The organism is Gaetbulibacter aestuarii, from assembly GCF_039537665.1.
Taxonomy (GTDB): domain Bacteria; phylum Bacteroidota; class Bacteroidia; order Flavobacteriales; family Flavobacteriaceae; genus Gaetbulibacter_A; species Gaetbulibacter_A aestuarii.
The window spans coordinates 299,096-318,623 of the sequence record NZ_BAABAY010000002.1 but is presented as its reverse complement, the minus strand read 5'-3'; the positions used below and the strand labels follow the sequence as shown (position 1 = coordinate 318,623).

The 19,528-nt window shown below is 38.1% G+C and carries 18 protein-coding genes; 12 read left to right on the top strand and 6 right to left on the bottom strand.

Features of this window, described 5'->3' with window-relative positions; translation table 11 throughout:
* Positions 1-30 precede the first annotated feature (30 nt).
* Positions 31-588 (top strand): thioredoxin family protein, encoded by a 558-nt coding sequence (locus tag ABD682_RS10130; RefSeq protein WP_344741184.1) that lies wholly within the window; start codon positions 31-33, stop codon positions 586-588.
* Here ABD682_RS10130 and ABD682_RS10125 read toward each other — a convergent pair.
* From ABD682_RS10125 to ABD682_RS10110, 4 genes are all read right to left on the bottom strand, one after another.
* On the bottom strand, positions 585-1,070 hold the full coding sequence (locus ABD682_RS10125) for a GNAT family N-acetyltransferase (RefSeq protein ID WP_344741183.1): 486 nt from the start codon (positions 1,068-1,070) through the stop codon (positions 585-587). The two genes, ABD682_RS10130 and ABD682_RS10125, sit on opposite strands and share 4 nt — an antisense overlap.
* Positions 1,071-1,076: 6 nt before the next feature.
* Positions 1,077-1,619: a YfiT family bacillithiol transferase gene (locus tag ABD682_RS10120; protein ID WP_344741181.1), complete on the bottom strand. Its 543-nt coding sequence runs from the start codon at positions 1,617-1,619 to the stop codon at positions 1,077-1,079.
* A 68-nt stretch (positions 1,620-1,687) separates the two neighbouring features.
* The gene (locus ABD682_RS10115; RefSeq protein ID WP_344741180.1) at positions 1,688-2,620 is read right to left on the bottom strand and encodes a peptidylprolyl isomerase; all 933 of its coding nucleotides are present in this window, start codon (positions 2,618-2,620) and stop codon (positions 1,688-1,690) included.
* Positions 2,621-2,747: 127 nt separating this feature from the next.
* Positions 2,748-4,949 carry a RecQ family ATP-dependent DNA helicase gene (locus tag ABD682_RS10110; protein WP_344741622.1) on the bottom strand — a complete coding sequence of 734 codons (2,202 nt, stop codon included), beginning with the start codon at positions 4,947-4,949 and terminating at the stop codon, positions 2,748-2,750.
* Between the two features lie 185 nt (positions 4,950-5,134).
* Between ABD682_RS10110 and ABD682_RS10105 the strand changes: the two genes are divergently transcribed.
* From ABD682_RS10105 to lptB, 4 genes are all read left to right on the top strand, one after another.
* Positions 5,135-6,100, top strand: a complete 966-nt coding sequence (locus tag ABD682_RS10105) for a KpsF/GutQ family sugar-phosphate isomerase (protein WP_344741179.1) — start codon at positions 5,135-5,137, stop codon at positions 6,098-6,100.
* A complete protein-coding gene (gene tatC / locus ABD682_RS10100) occupies positions 6,100-6,915 on the top strand; it encodes a twin-arginine translocase subunit TatC (RefSeq protein WP_344741178.1) in 816 nt (271 codons plus the stop codon). Before ABD682_RS10105 ends, tatC begins: the two co-directional genes overlap by 1 nt.
* Position 6,916: 1 nt before the next feature.
* Positions 6,917-7,264, top strand: coding sequence for a carboxymuconolactone decarboxylase family protein (locus ABD682_RS10095; protein WP_344741177.1), 348 nt, complete (start codon positions 6,917-6,919; stop codon positions 7,262-7,264).
* Between the two features lie 72 nt (positions 7,265-7,336).
* Entirely contained in the window at positions 7,337-8,077 is a 741-nt protein-coding gene (lptB, locus tag ABD682_RS10090; protein WP_344741175.1) for an LPS export ABC transporter ATP-binding protein, read from the top strand.
* A gap of 10 nt (positions 8,078-8,087) precedes the next feature.
* On the opposite strand, the gene ABD682_RS10085 is transcribed toward lptB, so the two are convergent.
* Together ABD682_RS10085 and ABD682_RS10080 are read right to left on the bottom strand one after the other, a co-directional pair.
* A complete protein-coding gene (locus tag ABD682_RS10085) occupies positions 8,088-8,966 on the bottom strand; it encodes a DUF808 domain-containing protein (protein WP_344741174.1) in 879 nt (292 codons plus the stop codon).
* A gap of 9 nt (positions 8,967-8,975) precedes the next feature.
* Positions 8,976-9,728: a CDP-alcohol phosphatidyltransferase family protein gene (locus tag ABD682_RS10080; RefSeq protein ID WP_344741173.1), complete on the bottom strand. Its 753-nt coding sequence runs from the start codon at positions 9,726-9,728 to the stop codon at positions 8,976-8,978.
* A gap of 117 nt (positions 9,729-9,845) precedes the next feature.
* Between ABD682_RS10080 and ABD682_RS10075 the strand changes: the two genes are divergently transcribed.
* The 7 genes from ABD682_RS10075 to secA all read left to right on the top strand — a co-directional run bounded on the left by ABD682_RS10075 (position 9,846) and on the right by secA (position 19,499).
* Positions 9,846-10,916, top strand: coding sequence for a putative type IX sorting system protein PorV2 (locus tag ABD682_RS10075; protein ID WP_455429221.1), 1,071 nt, complete (start codon positions 9,846-9,848; stop codon positions 10,914-10,916).
* Positions 10,917-10,927: 11 nt separating this feature from the next.
* The gene (locus tag ABD682_RS10070; RefSeq protein ID WP_344741172.1) at positions 10,928-12,109 is read left to right on the top strand and encodes a lipoprotein N-acyltransferase Lnb domain-containing protein; all 1,182 of its coding nucleotides are present in this window, start codon (positions 10,928-10,930) and stop codon (positions 12,107-12,109) included.
* Positions 12,110-12,181: 72 nt separating this feature from the next.
* On the top strand, positions 12,182-14,044 hold the full coding sequence (locus tag ABD682_RS10065) for an ABC-F family ATP-binding cassette domain-containing protein (RefSeq protein ID WP_344741171.1): 1,863 nt from the start codon (positions 12,182-12,184) through the stop codon (positions 14,042-14,044).
* A 3-nt stretch (positions 14,045-14,047) separates the two neighbouring features.
* Positions 14,048-14,629: a hypothetical protein gene (locus ABD682_RS10060; protein WP_344741170.1), complete on the top strand. Its 582-nt coding sequence runs from the start codon at positions 14,048-14,050 to the stop codon at positions 14,627-14,629.
* 312 nt (positions 14,630-14,941) lie between these two features.
* On the top strand, positions 14,942-15,514 hold the full coding sequence (locus ABD682_RS10055; RefSeq protein WP_344741169.1) for a cob(I)yrinic acid a,c-diamide adenosyltransferase: 573 nt from the start codon (positions 14,942-14,944) through the stop codon (positions 15,512-15,514).
* A gap of 230 nt (positions 15,515-15,744) precedes the next feature.
* Complete coding sequence (locus ABD682_RS10050) at positions 15,745-15,966, top strand: DUF2795 domain-containing protein (RefSeq protein WP_019387375.1); 222 nt, start codon at positions 15,745-15,747, stop codon at positions 15,964-15,966.
* Positions 15,967-16,139: 173 nt separating this feature from the next.
* Positions 16,140-19,499 carry a preprotein translocase subunit SecA gene (secA, locus tag ABD682_RS10045; protein WP_344741168.1) on the top strand — a complete coding sequence of 1,120 codons (3,360 nt, stop codon included), beginning with the start codon at positions 16,140-16,142 and terminating at the stop codon, positions 19,497-19,499.
* Positions 19,500-19,528 lie beyond the last annotated feature (29 nt).

Genomic DNA, 19,528 nt, shown 5'->3' with positions numbered 1-19,528 from the left:
TTATGCCGAAATTTGAATAAACTTTTTATTATGGCGAATACTCCATCGAATATGCTTCCTTTGGGAACCAAAGCACCAACATTCCATTTACCTGATACAATCTCTCAAAAAACAATATCCTTCGAAGCCATTAAAGGCCCAAAAGGCACCGTGGTAATGTTTATTTGTAACCACTGCCCTTTTGTACTCCATGTAAATGAGGCTTTGGTTTCAATAGCAAAATCCTATCGCGATAAAGGTATTAGTTTTGTGGCTATTTCGAGTAATGATGTGGAAAATTATCCTCAGGACGGACCTGATAAAATGAAAGAACACGCCGAAACTGTTGGCTATCCATTTCCTTATTTATACGATGAAACACAAGAAATTGCCAAAGCCTATGACGCGGCTTGTACGCCGGACATCTATGTTTTTGATGCGGAAGATAAATTAGTGTATCGCGGCCAATTGGATGACTCGCGGCCAGGTAATGGCATTCCGGTTTCCGGAAACGATCTAAAACATGCCCTGGATTGTGTATTGAACGGCGAGGAGAACAAAGCTTTACAAAAGCCAAGTATTGGTTGTAATATTAAATGGAAATCCTAGTACAGGTCTAATTGGTAAAAACCTACATCAAGCCAGGTATCAAATTTATACCCAACCTGCTTCAAGTATCCTACCTGCTTAAACCCGAACTTTTCATGCAACCTGACACTGGCATCATTCGGTAAGGTTAAAACACCAAGAACAACATGGAACTTAGCGTCTTTTAATTGCTTTAATAATGCTTCGTACAGTAAACTTCCTATTTTTTTGCGATGCGTATTTTGTTTCACATAAACAGTAGATTCAACAGTTGTGTTATACGCCGGTTTGGGCCGAAATTTACTTCCATAGGCATAGCCCAAAATTTCATTGTTCTCCTCAAAAACAAGAAACGGATACTCTTTATCGATACGGGTTACTTTTTCAGTAAATGCATCAAGCGATAAAGGTTCAATATCAAAAGTGGCTGTGGAGTTTAAAACAAAGTAGTTATACATCTCCAACAACTCAGGAATATCATTGATTTTGAAAGGTCTGATCATAAAAAATCACCAATTATTTCGGTTTAAAAGATTTTCAATATGTGCACAATGATGTTCGCTGTGCCAGGCATACATACCAGTCAATTGTTTCAAATTGAAGGTCTTGTTGGTTTCGGGATGAATGAAATCGGCATTTAAATCTTCAAAGGTAAGCCCTTTCAAAAGGTAGACCAGCTTTGCATGAACTGCGCTTAAATGACTCAAAGAAAGATCAATTGGTGCCGTTTTTGAGTCAAATAATTCACACCAATCGGCTTCGTTATACGCTTTAATAACAGGTGTGGGCTCTGTTAATGCCCATTTAAAGCGTATGTAGCTGTGATGATGGCTATCGGCTAAATGATGCACAACCTGCCTGATGGTCCATCCTCCGGATCTGTAAGGCGTATTTAGTTGTTCTTCATTTAAGGGGCTTACCAAGTTCTTCAAACGAGCCGGTAATTCCTCTAAAACCTGGATCCAATCCTTAATATGATTGGTGTTAATCGGATCAGGACAATCAAATTGTCCGATAGGATATTTCAATTTTTGTAAGTCCACTGCTTCCATAATCAAATATAAAAAAACACCTCCAATGGAGGTGTTCTTCAGTTCGTATATTTTTTTTAAAAAATGAATTATTTTACATCCATCAATTCTACATCGAAAACCAGATTAGCATCAGGTGGAATAACGCCTCCAGCACCTCGACTACCATACGCCAAATGACTAGGAATAACCAAACGGGCTTTATCACCTACTGAAAGTAAACTGATACCTTCATCCCAACCCAGGATCACCTGACCCATTCCTAGAGGGAAATCAATAGGTTCCTTGCGTTTGTAAGATGAATCGAACACCGTACCATCTGCCAACTGGCCTTTATAATGTACAGATACTGTTTTTCCTTTTTCCGCTTTCTTGCCACTTCCTTTTTGAATAATTTTATAGCGTAATCCGCTATCGGTAGTATCGAAGCCTTGAGCTAATTTATCCAACTCCTTTTCCGCTGCTTTTTTAGCCTCTTCAATGCGCTTTTCACGCGCACCTTCGAAGTTTCTGAAGGCTTCAACCGCGTTAAAGTTTTCAGCATCCTGGCCTTCTCTGAGGATTTCTAAAGTTTCAATAATATCACCCTGCTCAATAGCATCAACAACGTCTTGTCCTTCAACCACATTTCCAAAAACGGTATGTTTGTTATCTAACCACGGTGTTTCCACATGTGTGATAAAAAATTGACTTCCGTTCGTTCCGGGTCCGGCATTAGCCATGGAAAGAACTCCGGGACCAGTATGTTTCAGATCGGGATGAAATTCATCATCAAATTGATACCCCGGATTTCCGGATCCGGTACCTTGTGGACATCCGCCCTGAATCATAAAATCAGGAATCACACGATGAAATTTTAACCCATCGTAATAAGGTTTTCCCTGAGGTTTTGCTGAATTTTCTAAATTTCCTTCAGCTAAAGCCACAAAATTACCAACTGTTCCGGGTGTTTTTTGGAATTCTAAATTTACAAGGATTTCTCCTTTTGAAGTATTAAATTTTGCGTATAAACCGTCTTTCATTGTTCTATTTTTTAAGCCCTGCAAATATAGAAAACAAAGTTCGAAGTCTGTTGTTTTACTTTACTAAGGATTTCTTAAAAAAGATAATTATTGAAAATTAAGACCAGATTTACTTGAAGAGTCTATACTAATTAGCCACTTCACTTATAAATTTTATGCGGTACAAACGAAGTTCTTCATCATCATAATCACCATCAAACTCATCAATAGCCAGATCTATACTATCTGAATTCGATTCCATAAAATAATCATGAATTTCTTCTTGCTGGTCTTCATCAAGGATCTCATCGATCCAATAATCAATATTCAATTTAGTACCTGAATAAACGATGGCTTCCATTTCCTTGATGAATTCTTCCATGCTCATTCCTTTTGAAGAAGCGATGTCATCCAAAGGTAATTTACGGTCGATATTTTGAATGATGTATAATTTATTTGCAGAATTACTTCCCGTGGATTTCACAACCAAATCATCCGGGCGAACAATATCGTTGTCTTCAACATATTTGGCGATCAAGGCCACAAAATCTTTACCGTATTTTTTTGCTTTTCCATCACCAACACCGTGAACATTGGCCAATTCAGAAATAGTGGTTGGATATTTCAAAGCCATATCCTCCAAGGAAGGATCCTGAAAAATAACAAATGGAGGAACACCTAATTTCTTGGCATTTTTCTTTCGAAGATCTTTCAGCATACCCATAAGAACCTCATCGGCCACCGCACCACTACCTTTAGCTGCAGTAACAATGGCATCGTCATTTTCCGAATCATAAACATGATCTTCGGTCATCATAAAGGAACTTGGACTTTTCAAAAAGGCTTTTCCTGCCGATCGCAATTTTATCACGCCGTAAGTTTCAATATCTTTTTTAAGAAGACCCGCAACTAAGGCTTGTCGTAATAAAGCCATCCAATACCCCTTCTCTTTGTCTTTACCACGACCAAAAAAGGGTTGTTCATTTGTTTTATGCGAATTGATTAGGGCGTTTTCCTTCCCAAAAATCACATTAACAAGGTCTTTAGCTTTATATTTTTGATTGGTTTTTGCAATGGTATCCAAAAGGATCACCACATCATCTTTAGCCTCATGTTTCTTTTTAGGATTCCGAACATTGTCATCCATATCGCCACCTTCACCGGTTTCATTATCAAAATCTTCACCAAAATAATGCAGGATAAATTTTCTACGCGATACGGAAGTTTCTGCAAAAGCAACCACTTCCTGTAACAAAGCATGTCCAATTTCCTGCTCGGCTACAGGTTTTCCCGACATAAATTTCTCCAGTTTTTCAATGTCTTTATAAGAATAGAACGCCAGACAATGACCTTCACCACCATCGCGACCTGCGCGACCAGTTTCCTGATAGTAACTTTCAATACTTTTTGGAATATCATGATGAATTACAAAGCGAACATCAGGTTTATCGATACCCATACCAAAAGCGATCGTAGCAACCACAACATCAACTTCTTCCATCAGGAACATATCCTGATAACTTGAACGTGATTTCGCATCAAGTCCAGCATGATATGGTACAGCTTTAATACCATTTACCTGAAGTACCTGAGCCAATTCTTCCACGCGTTTACGACTCAAACAATAAACAATTCCAGATTTACCTTCATTTTGTTTGATGAACCGAATAATATCAGCATCTACGTTTTTGGTTTTAGGGCGCACTTCATAAAATAGATTCGGTCTGTTAAAAGAGGCTTTAAATGTATTTGCACCGGTAATTCCCAGATTTTTTATGATGTCTTCCTGAACTTTTGGAGTGGCCGTAGCAGTTAGCCCTATAATAGGAATATTGTCGCCAATCCGCCCGATAATCTGCCTCAAATTACGATATTCCGGACGAAAATCATGACCCCATTCACTGATACAATGTGCTTCATCAACGGCCATGAATGATATTTTAACCGATCGTAAAAAATCAACATTTTCTTCCTTAGTTAACGATTCGGGAGCAACATATAATAATTTGGTTATCCCGTTTTTAATATCTTGTTTAACCCGCTTAACTTCGGTTTTATTTAAAGATGAATTGAGTACATGAGCCACACCGTCATCATTCGAAAGTCCACGAATGGCATCTACCTGATTTTTCATCAGGGCAATAAGAGGTGAAACAACAATGGCGGTGCCATCTTGCATGAGAGCCGGCAATTGGTAACATAAAGATTTACCTCCGCCGGTAGGCATTATAACAAAGGTGTGATGTTTGTTTAAAATACTTTCTATAACAGCTTCTTGAAGTCCTTTGAATTTATCAAACCCAAAATGTTTCTTCAAGGCAGCTTGTAAGTCACTTTTAGCTATCAAGATTAATTCTTTTTTACGTTTAGAGGTGACTATTTAAATCAAAAATTTGAAATAGTGCTATTAAAGATATCCCTCATCTTTTTTTTCGTTAGTTTTGTAACGAAATTCAAATTACAATAAAAATTTAATTTCAGTATCTCTAAAGATATAAAATTCTTTAGAAGCATCAAATTTAAACAAAGTACATTTTGAATAGTAAAAATTCGATTATTGAAAAGGCCAAACAAACCATTGCCTCGGAAAGTGAGGCTATTTTTAATTTAACGAATCTCGTTGATGCCGATTTTGCCGACGCAGTAAATCTTATCTATAATTCAAAAGGCCGTGTAGTGATCACCGGAATAGGAAAAAGTGCCATTATTGCCAATAAAATTGTGGCCACACTGAATTCTACAGGAACTCCAGCTATTTTTATGCATGCTGCAGATGCCATTCATGGTGATCTGGGACTTATTCTTAAAGACGATGTGGTTATTTGTATTTCAAAAAGTGGCAATACGCCGGAGATCAAGGTTTTAATTCCTCTTATTAAAAGTGGTAAGAATAAGATCATCGCGATTACCGGAAATAAAAAATCATTTTTAGGTGAACAGGCCGATTTTATTTTGGATGCTTATGTTGAAAAAGAAGCTTGCCCTAACAATTTGGCACCTACAACAAGTACTACAGCGCAATTGGTAATTGGTGATGCACTAGCCGTATGCTTATTGGATATTCGCGGATTTTCAAGTCGGGATTTCGCCAAATATCATCCCGGTGGCGCCCTTGGTAAAAAACTTTATTTGAGAGTTGAAGATATTGCCTCGGTAAATGAAAAACCTAAAGTAACGCCCTCCACCTCCATTAAAGATGTTATTATTGAAATCACTGAAAAAATGTTAGGTGTAACTGCGGTGGTAGAAGACCATAAAATTATCGGAATTATTACTGATGGCGATTTACGTCGGATGCTTTCCAAAGTAGACGATTTTTCAAAGCTTTCAGCCAAAGATATAATGAGTATTAACCCAAAACGAATCGCTACACAAGCCATGGCTGTCGACGCTCTCGAAATTATGGAAACCCATGATATTTCGCAGTTACTGGTTGAAAATGATGGCAAATATGCCGGTGTAGTGCATTTACATGACTTAATTAAAGAAGGAATCATATAATGGCAAAAAAAAATGTGAATGAGATGTCGTTCTTAGACCATCTCGAAGATTTACGTTGGCATTTAATACGCATTGTGGTTGCAGTTGTTATTGTGGCTACACTCGCTTTTATTTTTAGTCGCTACATCTTTCAGGATATTATTTTCGCTCCTATTTATATGAATTTCCCAACCTATCATTATTTGTGTGAAATGTCGCAGCTACTGGGCATCGATTCCACTTTTTGTAATGATAAGATGCCTCTTATTTTACAAAATAGAACAATGGCCGGGCAGTTTTCTGCTGATATTTGGACTGCTATGTTAGGTGGTGTGGTTATTTCATTCCCTTACATTATTTACCAGCTTTGGAAATTTATTAGTCCCGGGTTACATGAAGAGGAACGCAAACATTCCAGAGGTTTTATTATTGTTTCCTCTTTGTTATTCTTTTTAGGAATCCTTTTTGGATATTATGTTATCACGCCATTATCCATTAACTTTTTAGCTAATTATAGTATTTCGCCTCTCGTAGAAAATCAAATTGATGTAGGGTCTTTTATTGCGCTTGTACGTTCTTCAGTGCTTGCTTCAGGTTTGGTGTTTGAACTTCCTATCATCATTTATTTTTTAACAAAAGTTGGATTGATCACGCCTCAAATTTTGAAAAAATACAGGAAGTATGCCCTGGTAATTGTGTTGGTAATCTCGGCCATTATTACCCCTCCGGATATTGCCAGTCAGGTTATTGTGGCCATCCCAATTTTAATATTATATCAAATTAGTATCTATATTTCTCGAATTGTAGTTCGAAATCAAAAAAGAAAACAAGCATAACATGTCAGATATCGTAAACGACTTTAACGCCTACCGTTCTAAAATGAACGCAGAAATTATGGCTGATAATAATAAAGTTATCAAGCGCATATTCAATTTAGATACCAATGCTTATGCTCCCGGAGCTTTGGATGTTAAAACCAAAGAACTTTTGGGTTTAGTAGCTTCAACTGTTTTACGTTGTGATGATTGCGTAAAATATCATTTAGAATCCAGTCACAAAGCGGGATTGAGTAAGGCCGAAGTGGTAGAAGCCTTAAGTATCGCAACTTTAATTGGTGGAACCATTGTGATTCCGCATTTGCGTCGGGCTTACGAATTCTGGGATGCCCTGGAAAATCAGAAATAAAAAATACAAATTATGTGTTTCAGCCTTGATTCGCATATGATTTTACTAATTTTAGCGTTCAGATAACGTATTATGATTTTAGAAGCCAAAAATTTAATGAAGTCCTACAGCGGACGTAAAGTGGTAAAAGATGTTTCCCTGAAGGTAGAACAAGGTGAAATTGTGGGTCTTTTAGGTCCGAATGGTGCCGGTAAAACAACGTCGTTTTATATGATCGTTGGACTCATTAAGCCTAACGGCGGAAATATTTTTCTGGACAAAACAGATATTACAAAATACCCGATGTATAAACGCGCTCAGAATGGGATTGGATATTTGGCACAGGAAGCATCGGTATTTAGAAAATTAAGTATAGAAGATAATATTTTGAGCGTTCTACAAATGACCAAACTGAGTAAAAAAGAGCAACACATGAAAATGGAGTCTCTTATTGAAGAATTTGGTTTGGGACACATTCGTAAAAATCGTGGCGACCTGTTATCCGGTGGGGAACGCAGACGTACAGAAATTGCGCGCGCCCTGGCAACCGATCCTAATTTTATTTTACTAGATGAACCTTTTGCCGGTGTTGACCCCGTTGCAGTTGAAGATATTCAGCGTATTGTGGCGCAACTAACCAAAAAGAATATTGGCATCCTCATTACCGATCACAACGTTCAGGAAACTTTGGCCATCACAGACCGAACCTATTTGATGTTTGAAGGAAGTATTTTGAAAGCCGGCGAACCGGAAGAATTAGCCAACGATAGTATGGTTCGTAAAGTTTATCTGGGTCAGAATTTCGAATTACGCAAAAAGAAAATTCGCGATTAATCAGTTCTTCTTAGTGCTTTCGAAGCGAAACCGGTAAAACTTTTTTAACCAAATTTACTATTCCCAGACATAAAGATCCTATTACTATCCCGAATAAAGCATCTCGCAAGAATCCCGGTATGTCTTCAAGAATATGATGAAGAAAAGGAATATTATGTGAAAAAATACCTCCGGCTACAAGGATTAAGGCTATGGTTCCAATAACTGATAACCCTTTTATAACCTTGGGAAGTGCCCTGATTAAAAAATTACCAAACTTGTGTAACAATCCTTTTGAACCATTACTCAGCTTTACCAGTTTATAACCGATATCATCCATTCTCACAATTAAAGCTACGATGCCATAAACCCCAACAGTAGCCAGTAAGGAGACCACCGAAACCACCAATATCTGGAATAACAGGGATTCCTCGAGCACAGTTCCTAAGGCAATAATGACAATTTCAATCGATAAAATAAAATCTGTAATAATGGCCGACTTGATTTTTTCTTTTTCACGGATCAAGGTCTCTTCCTTAGTTAGTGGTTCGTTTTCAGTATCCATTTCCTCTTCATGGGGAAAAAAGAATTCGTAGATCTTTTCTGCCCCTTCATAAGCCAAATACAAGCCACCCAAAACAAGTACAACCTTGATAGCACCATGAGCGAAGGCACTTAACAAAAAAGCTATAGGTAAAATAATAAGTTTATTTCTCAGTGATCCCTTGGTAATTGCCCAGAGTACCGGTAATTCTCTCGAAGCTACAAATCCTGTAGCCTTTTCGGCGTTTACGGCCAGATCATCGCCTAAAATAGCCGCCGTTTTTTTAGTGCTGATTTTACTCATTACCACAACATCGTCCATCAAACTGGCAATATCATCAAGTAGGGCAAAAAATCCTGAAGCCATTTTAAAATCTTATTGAATTCTTTTTCGATCTAAAGCCGATAAACCCAGATACATGAAAATAATAACGGGAATTGAGGCAAATTGAAGTATGATAATAAAAATAATACTCAGAATTAAAAAGATATAACGCACTTCATTACCCTTAAAACCATAAGTTTTGAATTTCAAGGCGAATAATTTCATGTTGGCGTTAAGCAAATAAGCACTTAATAATGTAACCACTATCAAAAATCCTTTATTTAAAATAATGGCGTTGATATTATCATTTTCCTGAAATTCCAAAATTAAAGGAAGCGACATGATAAGCAGGTTATTGGCGGGCGTTGGTAAGCCTTTAAAATAACTTTGCTGTTCATCATCTAAATTGAATCGTGCCAACCTTACAGCAGATGCAAGTGTAATTGCAAAACCTATTAAAGGAAGAAATTCCACCTCAAACCCGGAAAGCTTTACATTTGATCCCCATTGCGGAAAAATATCCTGCATAAAGGATTTATTTGTGGTTAGCGATAGCATTTTATACATCACCAATCCGGGAACCACACCACTGGTAACCATATCTGCCAGTGAATCTAACTGGAGTCCAAATTCACTTTGCACCTCCAATTTTCGAGCTGCAAATCCATCAAAAAAATCAAATAGAATTCCCAGAAACACAAATTGCGCGGCACCCACATAATTGTTGTTAATTACATAAAGAATAGCAATACTTCCGCTGAGTAAATTCAAAAGGGTTAAAGCACTGGGAATATATTTTTTCATAAGTATACTTTTAATATGGTAAAAATAAGAAACAATTTTTCTCTGTGGCAATATCTAAAGGTTTTTGAAGTTTTAAAGCTTACAAATTATGCGCATATTTGTAAAAAAATTAGCCATTTGAAACCTTACATCACGGCATTCTTCTTAATTAGTGTTCTTCTGGGATCAGGTCAAACCACCAGAAAATACTCTAATGCCTTTATGGATATTGGTGTTGGTGCCCGCGCACTTGGTATGAGCAGTGCAGTTACTGCAAACACAAACGACGTTAATGCCGGGTATTGGAATCCTGCCGGATTAGTGAATCTGGAAGACAATCAGCTCGCTTTAATGCACTCCAGTTATTTCGCAAATATCGCTAATTACGATTACGCCGGATTTGCCATGCCTTTAGATGATGAAAGTGCCATTGGCCTTTCTCTAATTCGTTTTGGTGTTGATGATATTTTGAATACCACGCAACTTATTGATGCTCAAGGAAACATAAATTATGATCGCATTAGTTTATTTTCTACCGCCGACTATGGGGTAACCTTTTCTTATGCCCGAAAATTACCTGTAGAAGGTTTGAATTACGGTATAAATGCTAAAATAATTCGTAGGATCATTGGAGATTTCGCTTCTTCATGGGGTTTTGGTTTGGATTTAGGAATCCAATTTGAAACAAAAAATCAGTGGAAATTCGGCCTAATGGCACGCGACATAACAACAACCTACAATGCCTGGGCTATTGATGAAACCCAGTTTGCTACCATTAGTAATGCGGTAGCCGGGCAAAATCAAGAATTACCTGATAAAACAGAAATTACCATTCCTAAATTACAATTAGGGGTTTCAAAACTCATTGAATTTCATGCTGATTATACGCTGCTCGTAGCAACTAATTTAAATGTACGTTTCGAACAGACAAATGACGTTATTTCATCATCTTTCGCTAGTATTAGTCCGGCTCTTGGTCTAGAGTTTGGCTATTTGAATATGGTTCATTTACGAGCCGGCCTGGGTAACTTTCAGAATGAATTACAGTTTGACAATTCGGAACAATTAACCTTTCAACCAAGCTTTGGTGTGGGCTTCCAATACCAAGGTATTGCTATCGATTATGCATTTACAGATATAGGCGACCAAAGTGTAGCTTTATACTCGAATGTGTTTTCATTGAAACTGGATTTTAGTATCTTTCGGTAATTAAATTTTTTATGAGGAATTCACTCTTTTTTCTACTTATTTTATTGACGCTTCAAGTAGGAACAGCACAAGAAATAACATTATCAAATCAGGCACAAATTAGTGTTCTAACTATTGCTCCGGGAGCTTCTCTCAATGATGCTTTTGGTCATAATGCTTTCAGAATAAAAGATCCTTCTAATTTTTTAGATATAACCTACGATTTTGGACGTTATGATTTTGACGCACCTAATTTCTACTTGAATTTTGCACGCGGAAAATTAAATTATTCCATAGGAAAAGATAATTACAATACTTTTTTAAGCTATTATATCTACACCAATCGCACCGTTCGCGAACAGGTTCTAAATTTAAAGCAAAGCGAAAAGCAAAGTCTATACAACGATCTGGTTATAAACTACAAACCTGAGAACCGCGAATATTTATATGACTTTTTTTATAATAATTGCGCCACAAAAATTGAGGATGTGGTTAATAAAACCTTTAAAAATCAAGTACAATATCACGATCCCAAAGATTTTGAACCGGAAACTTTCAGAGAACTCATTCATGATAAGGTCAAACTTAATTCCTGGGGTAGTCTGGGAATTGATATCGCTTTAGGAAGTGTCATTGATGTTCAGGCCACCCCTGTGCAACACATGTTCTTACCAAGTAATATTTATAATTTTTTCGCTGCAGCTACAATACCCGGAAATCAACCATTAGTTACTGAGAGTCATGTTATTTTTCAGGAAAAACCGGTTAAAGAACCCAATATGTTTTTTACCAGTCCGTTATTTATTTTTGGAGTTATTGGTTTGCTGATCATTTATATAACTTACCGGGACTCAAAACGTGGAAAGCGATCAAAATGGCTTGATTTTATTTTATTCCTTTTTACAGGAATTATAGGTATTGGGATCTTGTTACTTTGGTTTGCCACAGACCATTCGGCTACGCAACAAAATTACAATCTGCTTTGGGCTTTTGCTTTAAATATCCTGATGATCGATGTGGTATTACGCGAAAATATAAAACGCTGGTTTTTAGGCTATGTTAAGTTTTTGATCATCATGCTTTGCCTGTTAACCTTACACTGGCTTATTGGCGTTCAGGTATTTGCTATAGGGCTAATTCCACTATTAATAGCATTATTTGTGCGTTACGTATTTTTATCACGTTACCTGAAAAAACAACTGCCTACAACCTAAAACCTTATTTGAAATAATAATCGCAATTCTTTAATTCGGGCTTTTTATCTCATCTTTGCAAAAATATTTCCTGTGAATTATTTAACTGTTGAAAATATTACGAAATCGTATGGCGAACTGGTGTTGTTCGAAAACCTGTCGTTTAGTGTACACAAAGATCAAAAGATCGCTTTTGTGGCCAAGAATGGTACAGGAAAAACCTCGATTTTAAATATTTTATCGGGTGATGACCAACCCGACAGTGGGAATGTTATTTACCGAAAAGGCATTAAAGTTGCATTTCTGTCGCAAGATCCAAAATTCAATGCAGATCTTACGGTAGAAGAAACCATTTTTGAAGGCGATAATCCCATCCTGAAAGTGATTCAGAATTATGAAAAAGCCCTTCAAAATCCCGAAGATACAGAAGGGTACCAGAAAGCTTTTGACGCCATGGAGCGTCATCAGGCCTGGGATTTCGAAACTTTATACAAGCAAATTCTTTTCAAACTAAAACTTGATGATCTTGAGCAATTGGTAGGTACACTTTCGGGCGGACAAAAAAAACGTTTAGCGCTTGCCCATGCACTGATTACCAAACCGGATCTACTCATCCTGGATGAGCCTACCAACCATTTGGATCTGGAAATGATCGAATGGCTGGAAGATTTCTTTGCTAAAGAACAATTTACACTCTTTATGGTGACGCACGACCGGTATTTTCTGGAACGTGTGTGTAATGAAATCATCGAATTGGATGCAGGGGAATTGTTTACCTACAAAGGCAATTACGCCTATTATTTAGAGCAACGTGATGCCCGCATTGAACGCGAGGCTGTTGAAACCGGGAAGGCCAAACAGCTATTTAAAAAAGAACTGGAATGGATGCGCCGGCAACCCAAGGCCAGAACTACAAAATCGAAATCACGCATTGATGATTTTGCCGATATCAAACACCGGGCGCATCAACGAAGAAAAGACCATGAGATCCAGTTGGAACTCAATATGGAACGTTTGGGTAGTAAGATCATTGAGTGTCATAATGTTGGTAAAAGCTTTGGAGATAAAACCATTTTAGAGCAGTTTCATTATACTTTTAAAAAAGGAGAACGCGTAGGTATAATTGGTAAAAATGGTACAGGAAAGACCACGTTTTTGAATATCCTCACAAAGGCTATAAAACCTGACACCGGAAAGGTGGTTATTGGCGAAACTGTAAAATTTGGATACTACACGCAGGGCGGAATCAAAATTAAACCCGGACAAAAAGTTATCGAAGTGATTCGAGAATTTGGCGATTATATTCCATTGAAAAAAGGCCGGCAAATCAGTGCTCAGCAACTTCTTGAACGCTTTTTATTCAGCAGAAAGAAACAGTACGATTTTGTGGAAAAGTTGAGTGGAGGAGAACGTAAACGACTTTATTTGTGCACCGTGCTGATACAAAATCCAAATTTCTTAATTTTGGATGAGCCCACTAATGATCTGGATATTGTAACTTTGAATGTCTTGGAAAGCTTTTTACTCGATTTTCCAGGGTGCATCATTGTGGTATCGCACGACCGTTATTTTATGGATAAGGTGGTAGACCATCTTTTTGTTTTTAAAGGTGAAGGCGTGGTTGAAGATTTCCCGGGGAATTATACCGACTACAGGGTTTACGAAGATAGTTTACCTCAGGAATCATCAAAAGAAACCACTGAAAAAACCCCTGAATCTATGGTTGAAAATGAAGCTGCAAAGTTATCTTATAATGAAGAAAAAGAACTTCGGAATATTGAAAGTAAATTAAATTCCTTGGCATTTGATAAGAAAGCTTTGGAAGAAAAATTCAATGATCCGGAGTTAACACAAGAACAAATCAATGAACTCTCGCAAGAATTACAGGATATTTTAGATGCTATTGAAGCTAAAGAAACCCGTTGGTTTGAATTATCGGCAAAATTGGAGGAGTAAAAAATGAATCTTAAAAGCTGGCACTACATAAAATTTCTATTGAAGGCCACGAATCAGCATGGTGTGCACTCCCCTTTTGTGTATAATCTGGTTACAAAATGTTTTTATGATAAAACGAAATATACAGACTACAAGACCTTAGATAAAATCCGTAAGGGAAAAGTTTCCAGAAAAAAAAGTCGCTTGTTATATCGCATTGTCCGGTATTTTAACCCACAATCTGTAGTGATTTTTGGTAGCACAAAGGATGCTATTAACAAAACCATTTTGTTAGCCCAACCTGAGGTAAAACTCTTGGAAGAACATGATTGGCCGGATTATGAAGTTAGAAAACCATTTGACCTTATTTATTTTGACAGTTCGGATAAAGCCGATTATTTAAAGGCCTTGGTTTATCTTCTGGAAACTACTACGAATGACACCGTTTGGATTTTTAATCATATTCATAATGACCCTGAGTTTTCTGCAGTCTGGAAAACCATAAAGCGCCATAAAAAGGTGCGGGTAACGATTGATCTGTTTTTTTGGGGCTTGGTATTTTTTAGGGGTGAGCAGGTTAAGGAGCATTTTAGGATTCGGGTTTGATTTTTTGTCATTACGAGGAGCATAGCGACGTGGTAATCTCATGGATAGAATTATTAAGAGACAGATTGCTTCGCCACGCTCGCGATGACGGTCCATTAGAGTTTTTGCATCCGGATGGTCCTTCCTGCGAAGACAAGAATCCATGAAAAAGTTTGCTTCACTTTGTTCATAATTTTGGAAGGAAGGAGATTCCCACCTCCGCGGGAATGACAAATCGATATTCTTGCAATGACGGTAACAGCCTTTATTATATTCCAAAAAACCGTTACCTTGCAGTATCATTACATTGCGACTGAAAAAGAATAACAAAACATGAAAGTATATACAAAAACAGGAGACGCCGGAACCACAGCTTTATTTGGTGGAACACGCGTTTCAAAACATCATATCCGGATCGAAAGTTACGGTACCTTGGACGAACTAAACTCCCATCTGGGTTTATTACGCGATCAGGAAATAAATAACGATTACAAGGATGTTCTAATTGAGGTTCAAAATAAATTATTTACCATAGGAGCCATTATGGCTACCGATCCTGAAAAAGCGGTATTAAAAAATGGTAAAGAACGTTTGAATATTGAAAAGATCTCTGCTGCAGATATTGAGCGATTGGAAACCGAAATGGACACCATGAACGCCGAACTTCCTGAAATGACGCACTTCGTTTTACCGGGTGGCCATCAAACGGTGTCATTCTGTCACATTGCCCGCTGTGTGTGCCGTAGAGCCGAACGTTTAGCTGTGGCACTCTTCGAATTAGAACCCTTTGAAGCGAATGCTTTGAAGTACTTAAACCGCCTTTCTGACTACCTTTTTGTGTTGGCACGGAAGTTGTCTAAAGACTTGCAAGCTGATGAAGTTAAGTGGATTCCTGAGAAAAAATAAATTTTAAGGAGAAACTGGAAGCCGCGTTAGGGATTGAAGCTAGCTACCGTGTAGCGCGAAAAGCCCGACCCGCAGGGTAACGCCCAAAAATAAAGCGTAGAGTTCCCTTAATTTCAAAGGTTTAGCGTGTTAAAACGGAGGTTCTTAAGATTATTGATAAATATTTCATTTTTTTCTTGGTGGTTTGCCTTAAAAATATATTTTTGCAGGAAATTTAAAACCTATAAGTTATGTATTGGACTTTAGAATTAGCATCATATTTAAGTGATGCACCCTGGCCAGCGACGAAGGATGAATTGATAGATTACGCGATTAGAACGGGGGCGCCTTTAGAGGTTGTTGAGAATTTACAGTCGATTGAGGATGAAGGTGATTCTTATGATTCGATTGAAGAAATCTGGTCTGATTATCCAACCGACGAGGATTACCTCTGGAATGAAGATGAATATTAGAAAGCATAAAGAATAGTTAAAAAGTCTCGATTTGAGGCTTTTTTTTTGTCTTAATCTTTAAATAGTACATTTCATAATGTATCTTTGATACCACTTAACACTGCATAAAAAATAAACCATAAATAACGGGTTTGTTTTAAGACTTACAAACAAACCTTTTAAAACAAAAACACATGAGTTTTTTAGATTCTGTATTGAAAGTATTTGTTGGCGATAAATCTAAACAAGACGTAAAAGCACTTTCCCCTCTAGTTAATGAAATTAAAGCTTTTGAAGCCTCTCTGGAAGGCTTGTCGCATGACGAATTACGAGCAAAAACGGCTGAATTTAAAGCGAAAATAGCTGAAGCAAATGCCGAGATTGATGCTAAAATAGCCGACTTATTACAACGCGCTGATGCCACTGAAGATATTGATGAACGTGAGGAATATTACGAAGAAATTGACAAACTGAGAGATGATGCCTACGAGATTACTGAAGGCGTTTTAAACGATATACTACCTGAAGCTTTTGCAGTAATGAAAGAAACTGCAAAACGCTTTGTAAACAACACCTCTATTGAGGTTACGGCCAACGAAACCGACCGTAGTTTTTCCGGGGAAAAAGATTATATCACTCTGGAAGGTGATAAAGCCATTTGGGCCAATTCCTGGGATGCCGCCGGAAAACCTATTACCTGGGACATGGTGCACTACGATGTGCAGTTAATTGGTGGTATTGCTTTACATCAAGGAAAAATTGCCGAGATGCAAACGGGTGAAGGTAAAACGCTGGTAGCCACTTTACCTGTATATCTGAACGCCCTTGCCGGAAAAGGGGTGCATTTGGTAACTGTAAACGATTACTTAGCAAAACGAGATAGTGCCTGGATGGCTCCGTTATTTGAGTTCCACGGTTTGAGTGTAGACTGTATTGATTACCACCAACCCAACTCGGCTGCACGCAAAAAAGCTTACAATGCTGATATTACCTACGGAACCAACAACGAATTTGGTTTTGATTACCTAAGAGACAACATGGCGCATGCGCCGGATGATCTGGTGCAGCGTCCGCACCATTACGCCATTGTGGATGAGGTGGATTCCGTATTAATCGATGACGCTCGTACGCCGTTGATTATTTCCGGTCCTATTCCAAAAGGGGATCACCATGAATTTAACGAACTAAAACCTAAGGTTGACGATATCGTAGCCGTGCAACGTAAATATCTTACCGGGGTACTGGCCGAAGCGAAAAAATTAATTGCTGAGGGCGATACCAAAGAGGGTGGATTTAAATTATTACGAGTATTCCGGGGTATTCCTAAAAACAAAGCTCTTATTAAGTTCTTATCTGAAGAAGGTGTTAAGCAGTTACTTCAAAAAACTGAGAACTATTACATGCAGGATAACAACCGCGAAATGCCAAAGGTTGATGCGGAGTTGTACTATGTAATTGATGAAAAGAACAATCAGATCGAGCTCACGGATAAAGGTGTTGAATATTTATCCGGTAAAGATGATCCGAACTTCTTCGTGATGCCTGAAATCGGTGTGGAGATCGCTAAAATTGAAAAGGAAAATTTATCTTCTGAAGAAGAAGCTAATAAGAAAGAAGAATTATTCAAGGAGTTTGGCGTGAAATCAGAACGAATTCACACCCTGAACCAATTACTTAAAGCCTATGCCTTATTTGAAAAAGATACGCAATATGTGGTCATAGATAATAAGGTCATGATCGTAGATGAACAAACCGGTCGTATTATGGATGGTCGTCGTTATAGTGACGGTTTACACCAGGCAATCGAGGCTAAGGAAAATGTAAAAATTGAAGATGCTACGCAAACTTTCGCCACAGTAACGTTACAGAATTACTTTAGAATGTACCGCAAATTATCCGGTATGACGGGTACAGCGGTTACAGAAGCCGGAGAATTCTGGGAAATTTACGAATTGGATGTGGTTGAAATACCAACCAATCGCCCAATTGCCCGTGATGACCGCGATGATCTAGTTTATAAAACAAAACGCGAAAAATACAATGCCGTAATTGACGAGGTTACAAAATTATCGCAAGCCGGTCGTCCGGTATTGATCGGTACGACCTCCGTTGAAATTTCGGAGTTGTTGAGCAAAATGCTTAACATTCGAAAAATAGATCACAACGTTTTGAACGCGAAACAACACAAACGTGAGGCGAATATTGTTGCTGAAGCCGGCCAGCCCGGACAGGTAACCATTGCAACGAATATGGCGGGTCGTGGTACGGATATTAAACTTTCCAAGGAAGTGATTGCAGCCGGTGGTTTAGCTATTGTTGGTACAGAGCGTCATGATTCCCGTCGTGTAGACCGCCAGTTACGTGGTCGTGCAGGACGTCAGGGAGACCCGGGAAGTTCGCAGTTCTATGTTTCACTTGAAGATAACCTGATGCGTTTATTTGGTAGCGAACGAATCGCTAAAATGATGGACCGCATGGGCTTAAAAGAAGGTGAAGTGATCCAGCATTCCATGATCTCAAAATCTATTGAGCGTGCTCAGAAAAAAGTAGAGGAAAACAACTTTGGTGTACGTAAGCGTTTATTAGAATATGATGATGTCATGAATGCGCAACGTGAGGTAGTTTACAAGCGCCGTCACCATGCCTTACACGGTGAACGTTTAAGAGTAGATCTTGCCAATATGATATTCGATACCTCTGAGGGTATTGCAGAAACTAATAAAGGTGCAGGAGATTATAAAAATTTCGAATTTGAATTAATCCGCTATTTCTCGATGAGCTCACCGGTTTCTGAGGAGGAATTCAATAAATTATCAGAACAGGAATTAACTGCTAAAGTATATAAAGCGGCCTTTGCGCATTATAAGGATAAAATGACACGTAATGCAGATCTGGCTTTCCCTGTGATCAAGAACGTTTATGAAAATCAGCGCGATAAGTTCAAACGAATCGTAGTGCCATTTACAGACGGTGTGAAAACCCTGAATGTGGTTACCGATCTGGAAAAAGCATATAACACCAATGGTAAGCAGCTGATAACGGATTTCGAAAAGAATATCGCACTAGCTATTATTGATGATGCCTGGAAAACGCATTTGCGTAAAATGGACGAATTAAAACAATCTGTGCAATTAGCGGTACACGAGCAAAAAGATCCCTTATTGATCTATAAGTTCGAAGCCTTTGAATTGTTCAAATCGATGATCGATCAGGTGAATAAAGATGTGATCGCCTTCTTATTTAAAGGTGAATTACCTCAGGAAACCCAGAATACCATTCAGGAAGCACGCCAAACACGTAGAAAAGAAAATCTAAAAATCCAGAAGGATGAAATTCCTAATTTAGATGAACGTTCTGCTCAAAACCGTGCTGCCGGTAACAGACAGCGTCAACAGGAAATTGTGGAAACCATTGTGAGAGATCGTCCAAAAATTGGTCGAAATGACCGTGTGACCATAAAACACGTTATGAATGGTGAAAACAAGACCTTGAAATACAAACAAGCACAACCTTTAATTGATAAAGGCGACTGGGTTTTGGTAGAAGATGAATAAGTGATGAAAAAGTTGCATTTTAGCATGCG

What these genes read in the sequence shown, in the direction of transcription:
- ABD682_RS10125 (WP_344741183.1), bottom strand. Translation starts at nt 1,070, where the DNA reads ATGATCAGACCTTTCAAAATCAATGATATTCCTGAGTTGTTGGAGATG.
- ABD682_RS10060 (WP_344741170.1), top strand. Translation starts at nt 14,048, where the DNA reads ATGAATCTTAAAAGCTGGCACTACATAAAATTTCTATTGAAGGCCACG.
- ABD682_RS10070 (WP_344741172.1), top strand. Translation starts at nt 10,928, where the DNA reads ATGAGGAATTCACTCTTTTTTCTACTTATTTTATTGACGCTTCAAGTA.
- ABD682_RS10130 (WP_344741184.1), top strand. Translation starts at nt 31, where the DNA reads ATGGCGAATACTCCATCGAATATGCTTCCTTTGGGAACCAAAGCACCA.
- ABD682_RS10120 (WP_344741181.1), bottom strand. Translation starts at nt 1,619, where the DNA reads ATGGAAGCAGTGGACTTACAAAAATTGAAATATCCTATCGGACAATTT.
- ABD682_RS10085 (WP_344741174.1), bottom strand. Translation starts at nt 8,966, where the DNA reads ATGGCTTCAGGATTTTTTGCCCTACTTGATGATATTGCCAGTTTGATG.
- secA (WP_344741168.1), top strand. Translation starts at nt 16,140, where the DNA reads ATGAGTTTTTTAGATTCTGTATTGAAAGTATTTGTTGGCGATAAATCT.
- lptB (WP_344741175.1), top strand. Translation starts at nt 7,337, where the DNA reads ATGATTTTAGAAGCCAAAAATTTAATGAAGTCCTACAGCGGACGTAAA.
- ABD682_RS10095 (WP_344741177.1), top strand. Translation starts at nt 6,917, where the DNA reads ATGTCAGATATCGTAAACGACTTTAACGCCTACCGTTCTAAAATGAAC.
- tatC (WP_344741178.1), top strand. Translation starts at nt 6,100, where the DNA reads ATGGCAAAAAAAAATGTGAATGAGATGTCGTTCTTAGACCATCTCGAA.
- ABD682_RS10055 (WP_344741169.1), top strand. Translation starts at nt 14,942, where the DNA reads ATGAAAGTATATACAAAAACAGGAGACGCCGGAACCACAGCTTTATTT.
- ABD682_RS10050 (WP_019387375.1), top strand. Translation starts at nt 15,745, where the DNA reads ATGTATTGGACTTTAGAATTAGCATCATATTTAAGTGATGCACCCTGG.
- ABD682_RS10115 (WP_344741180.1), bottom strand. Translation starts at nt 2,620, where the DNA reads ATGAAAGACGGTTTATACGCAAAATTTAATACTTCAAAAGGAGAAATC.
- ABD682_RS10080 (WP_344741173.1), bottom strand. Translation starts at nt 9,728, where the DNA reads ATGAAAAAATATATTCCCAGTGCTTTAACCCTTTTGAATTTACTCAGC.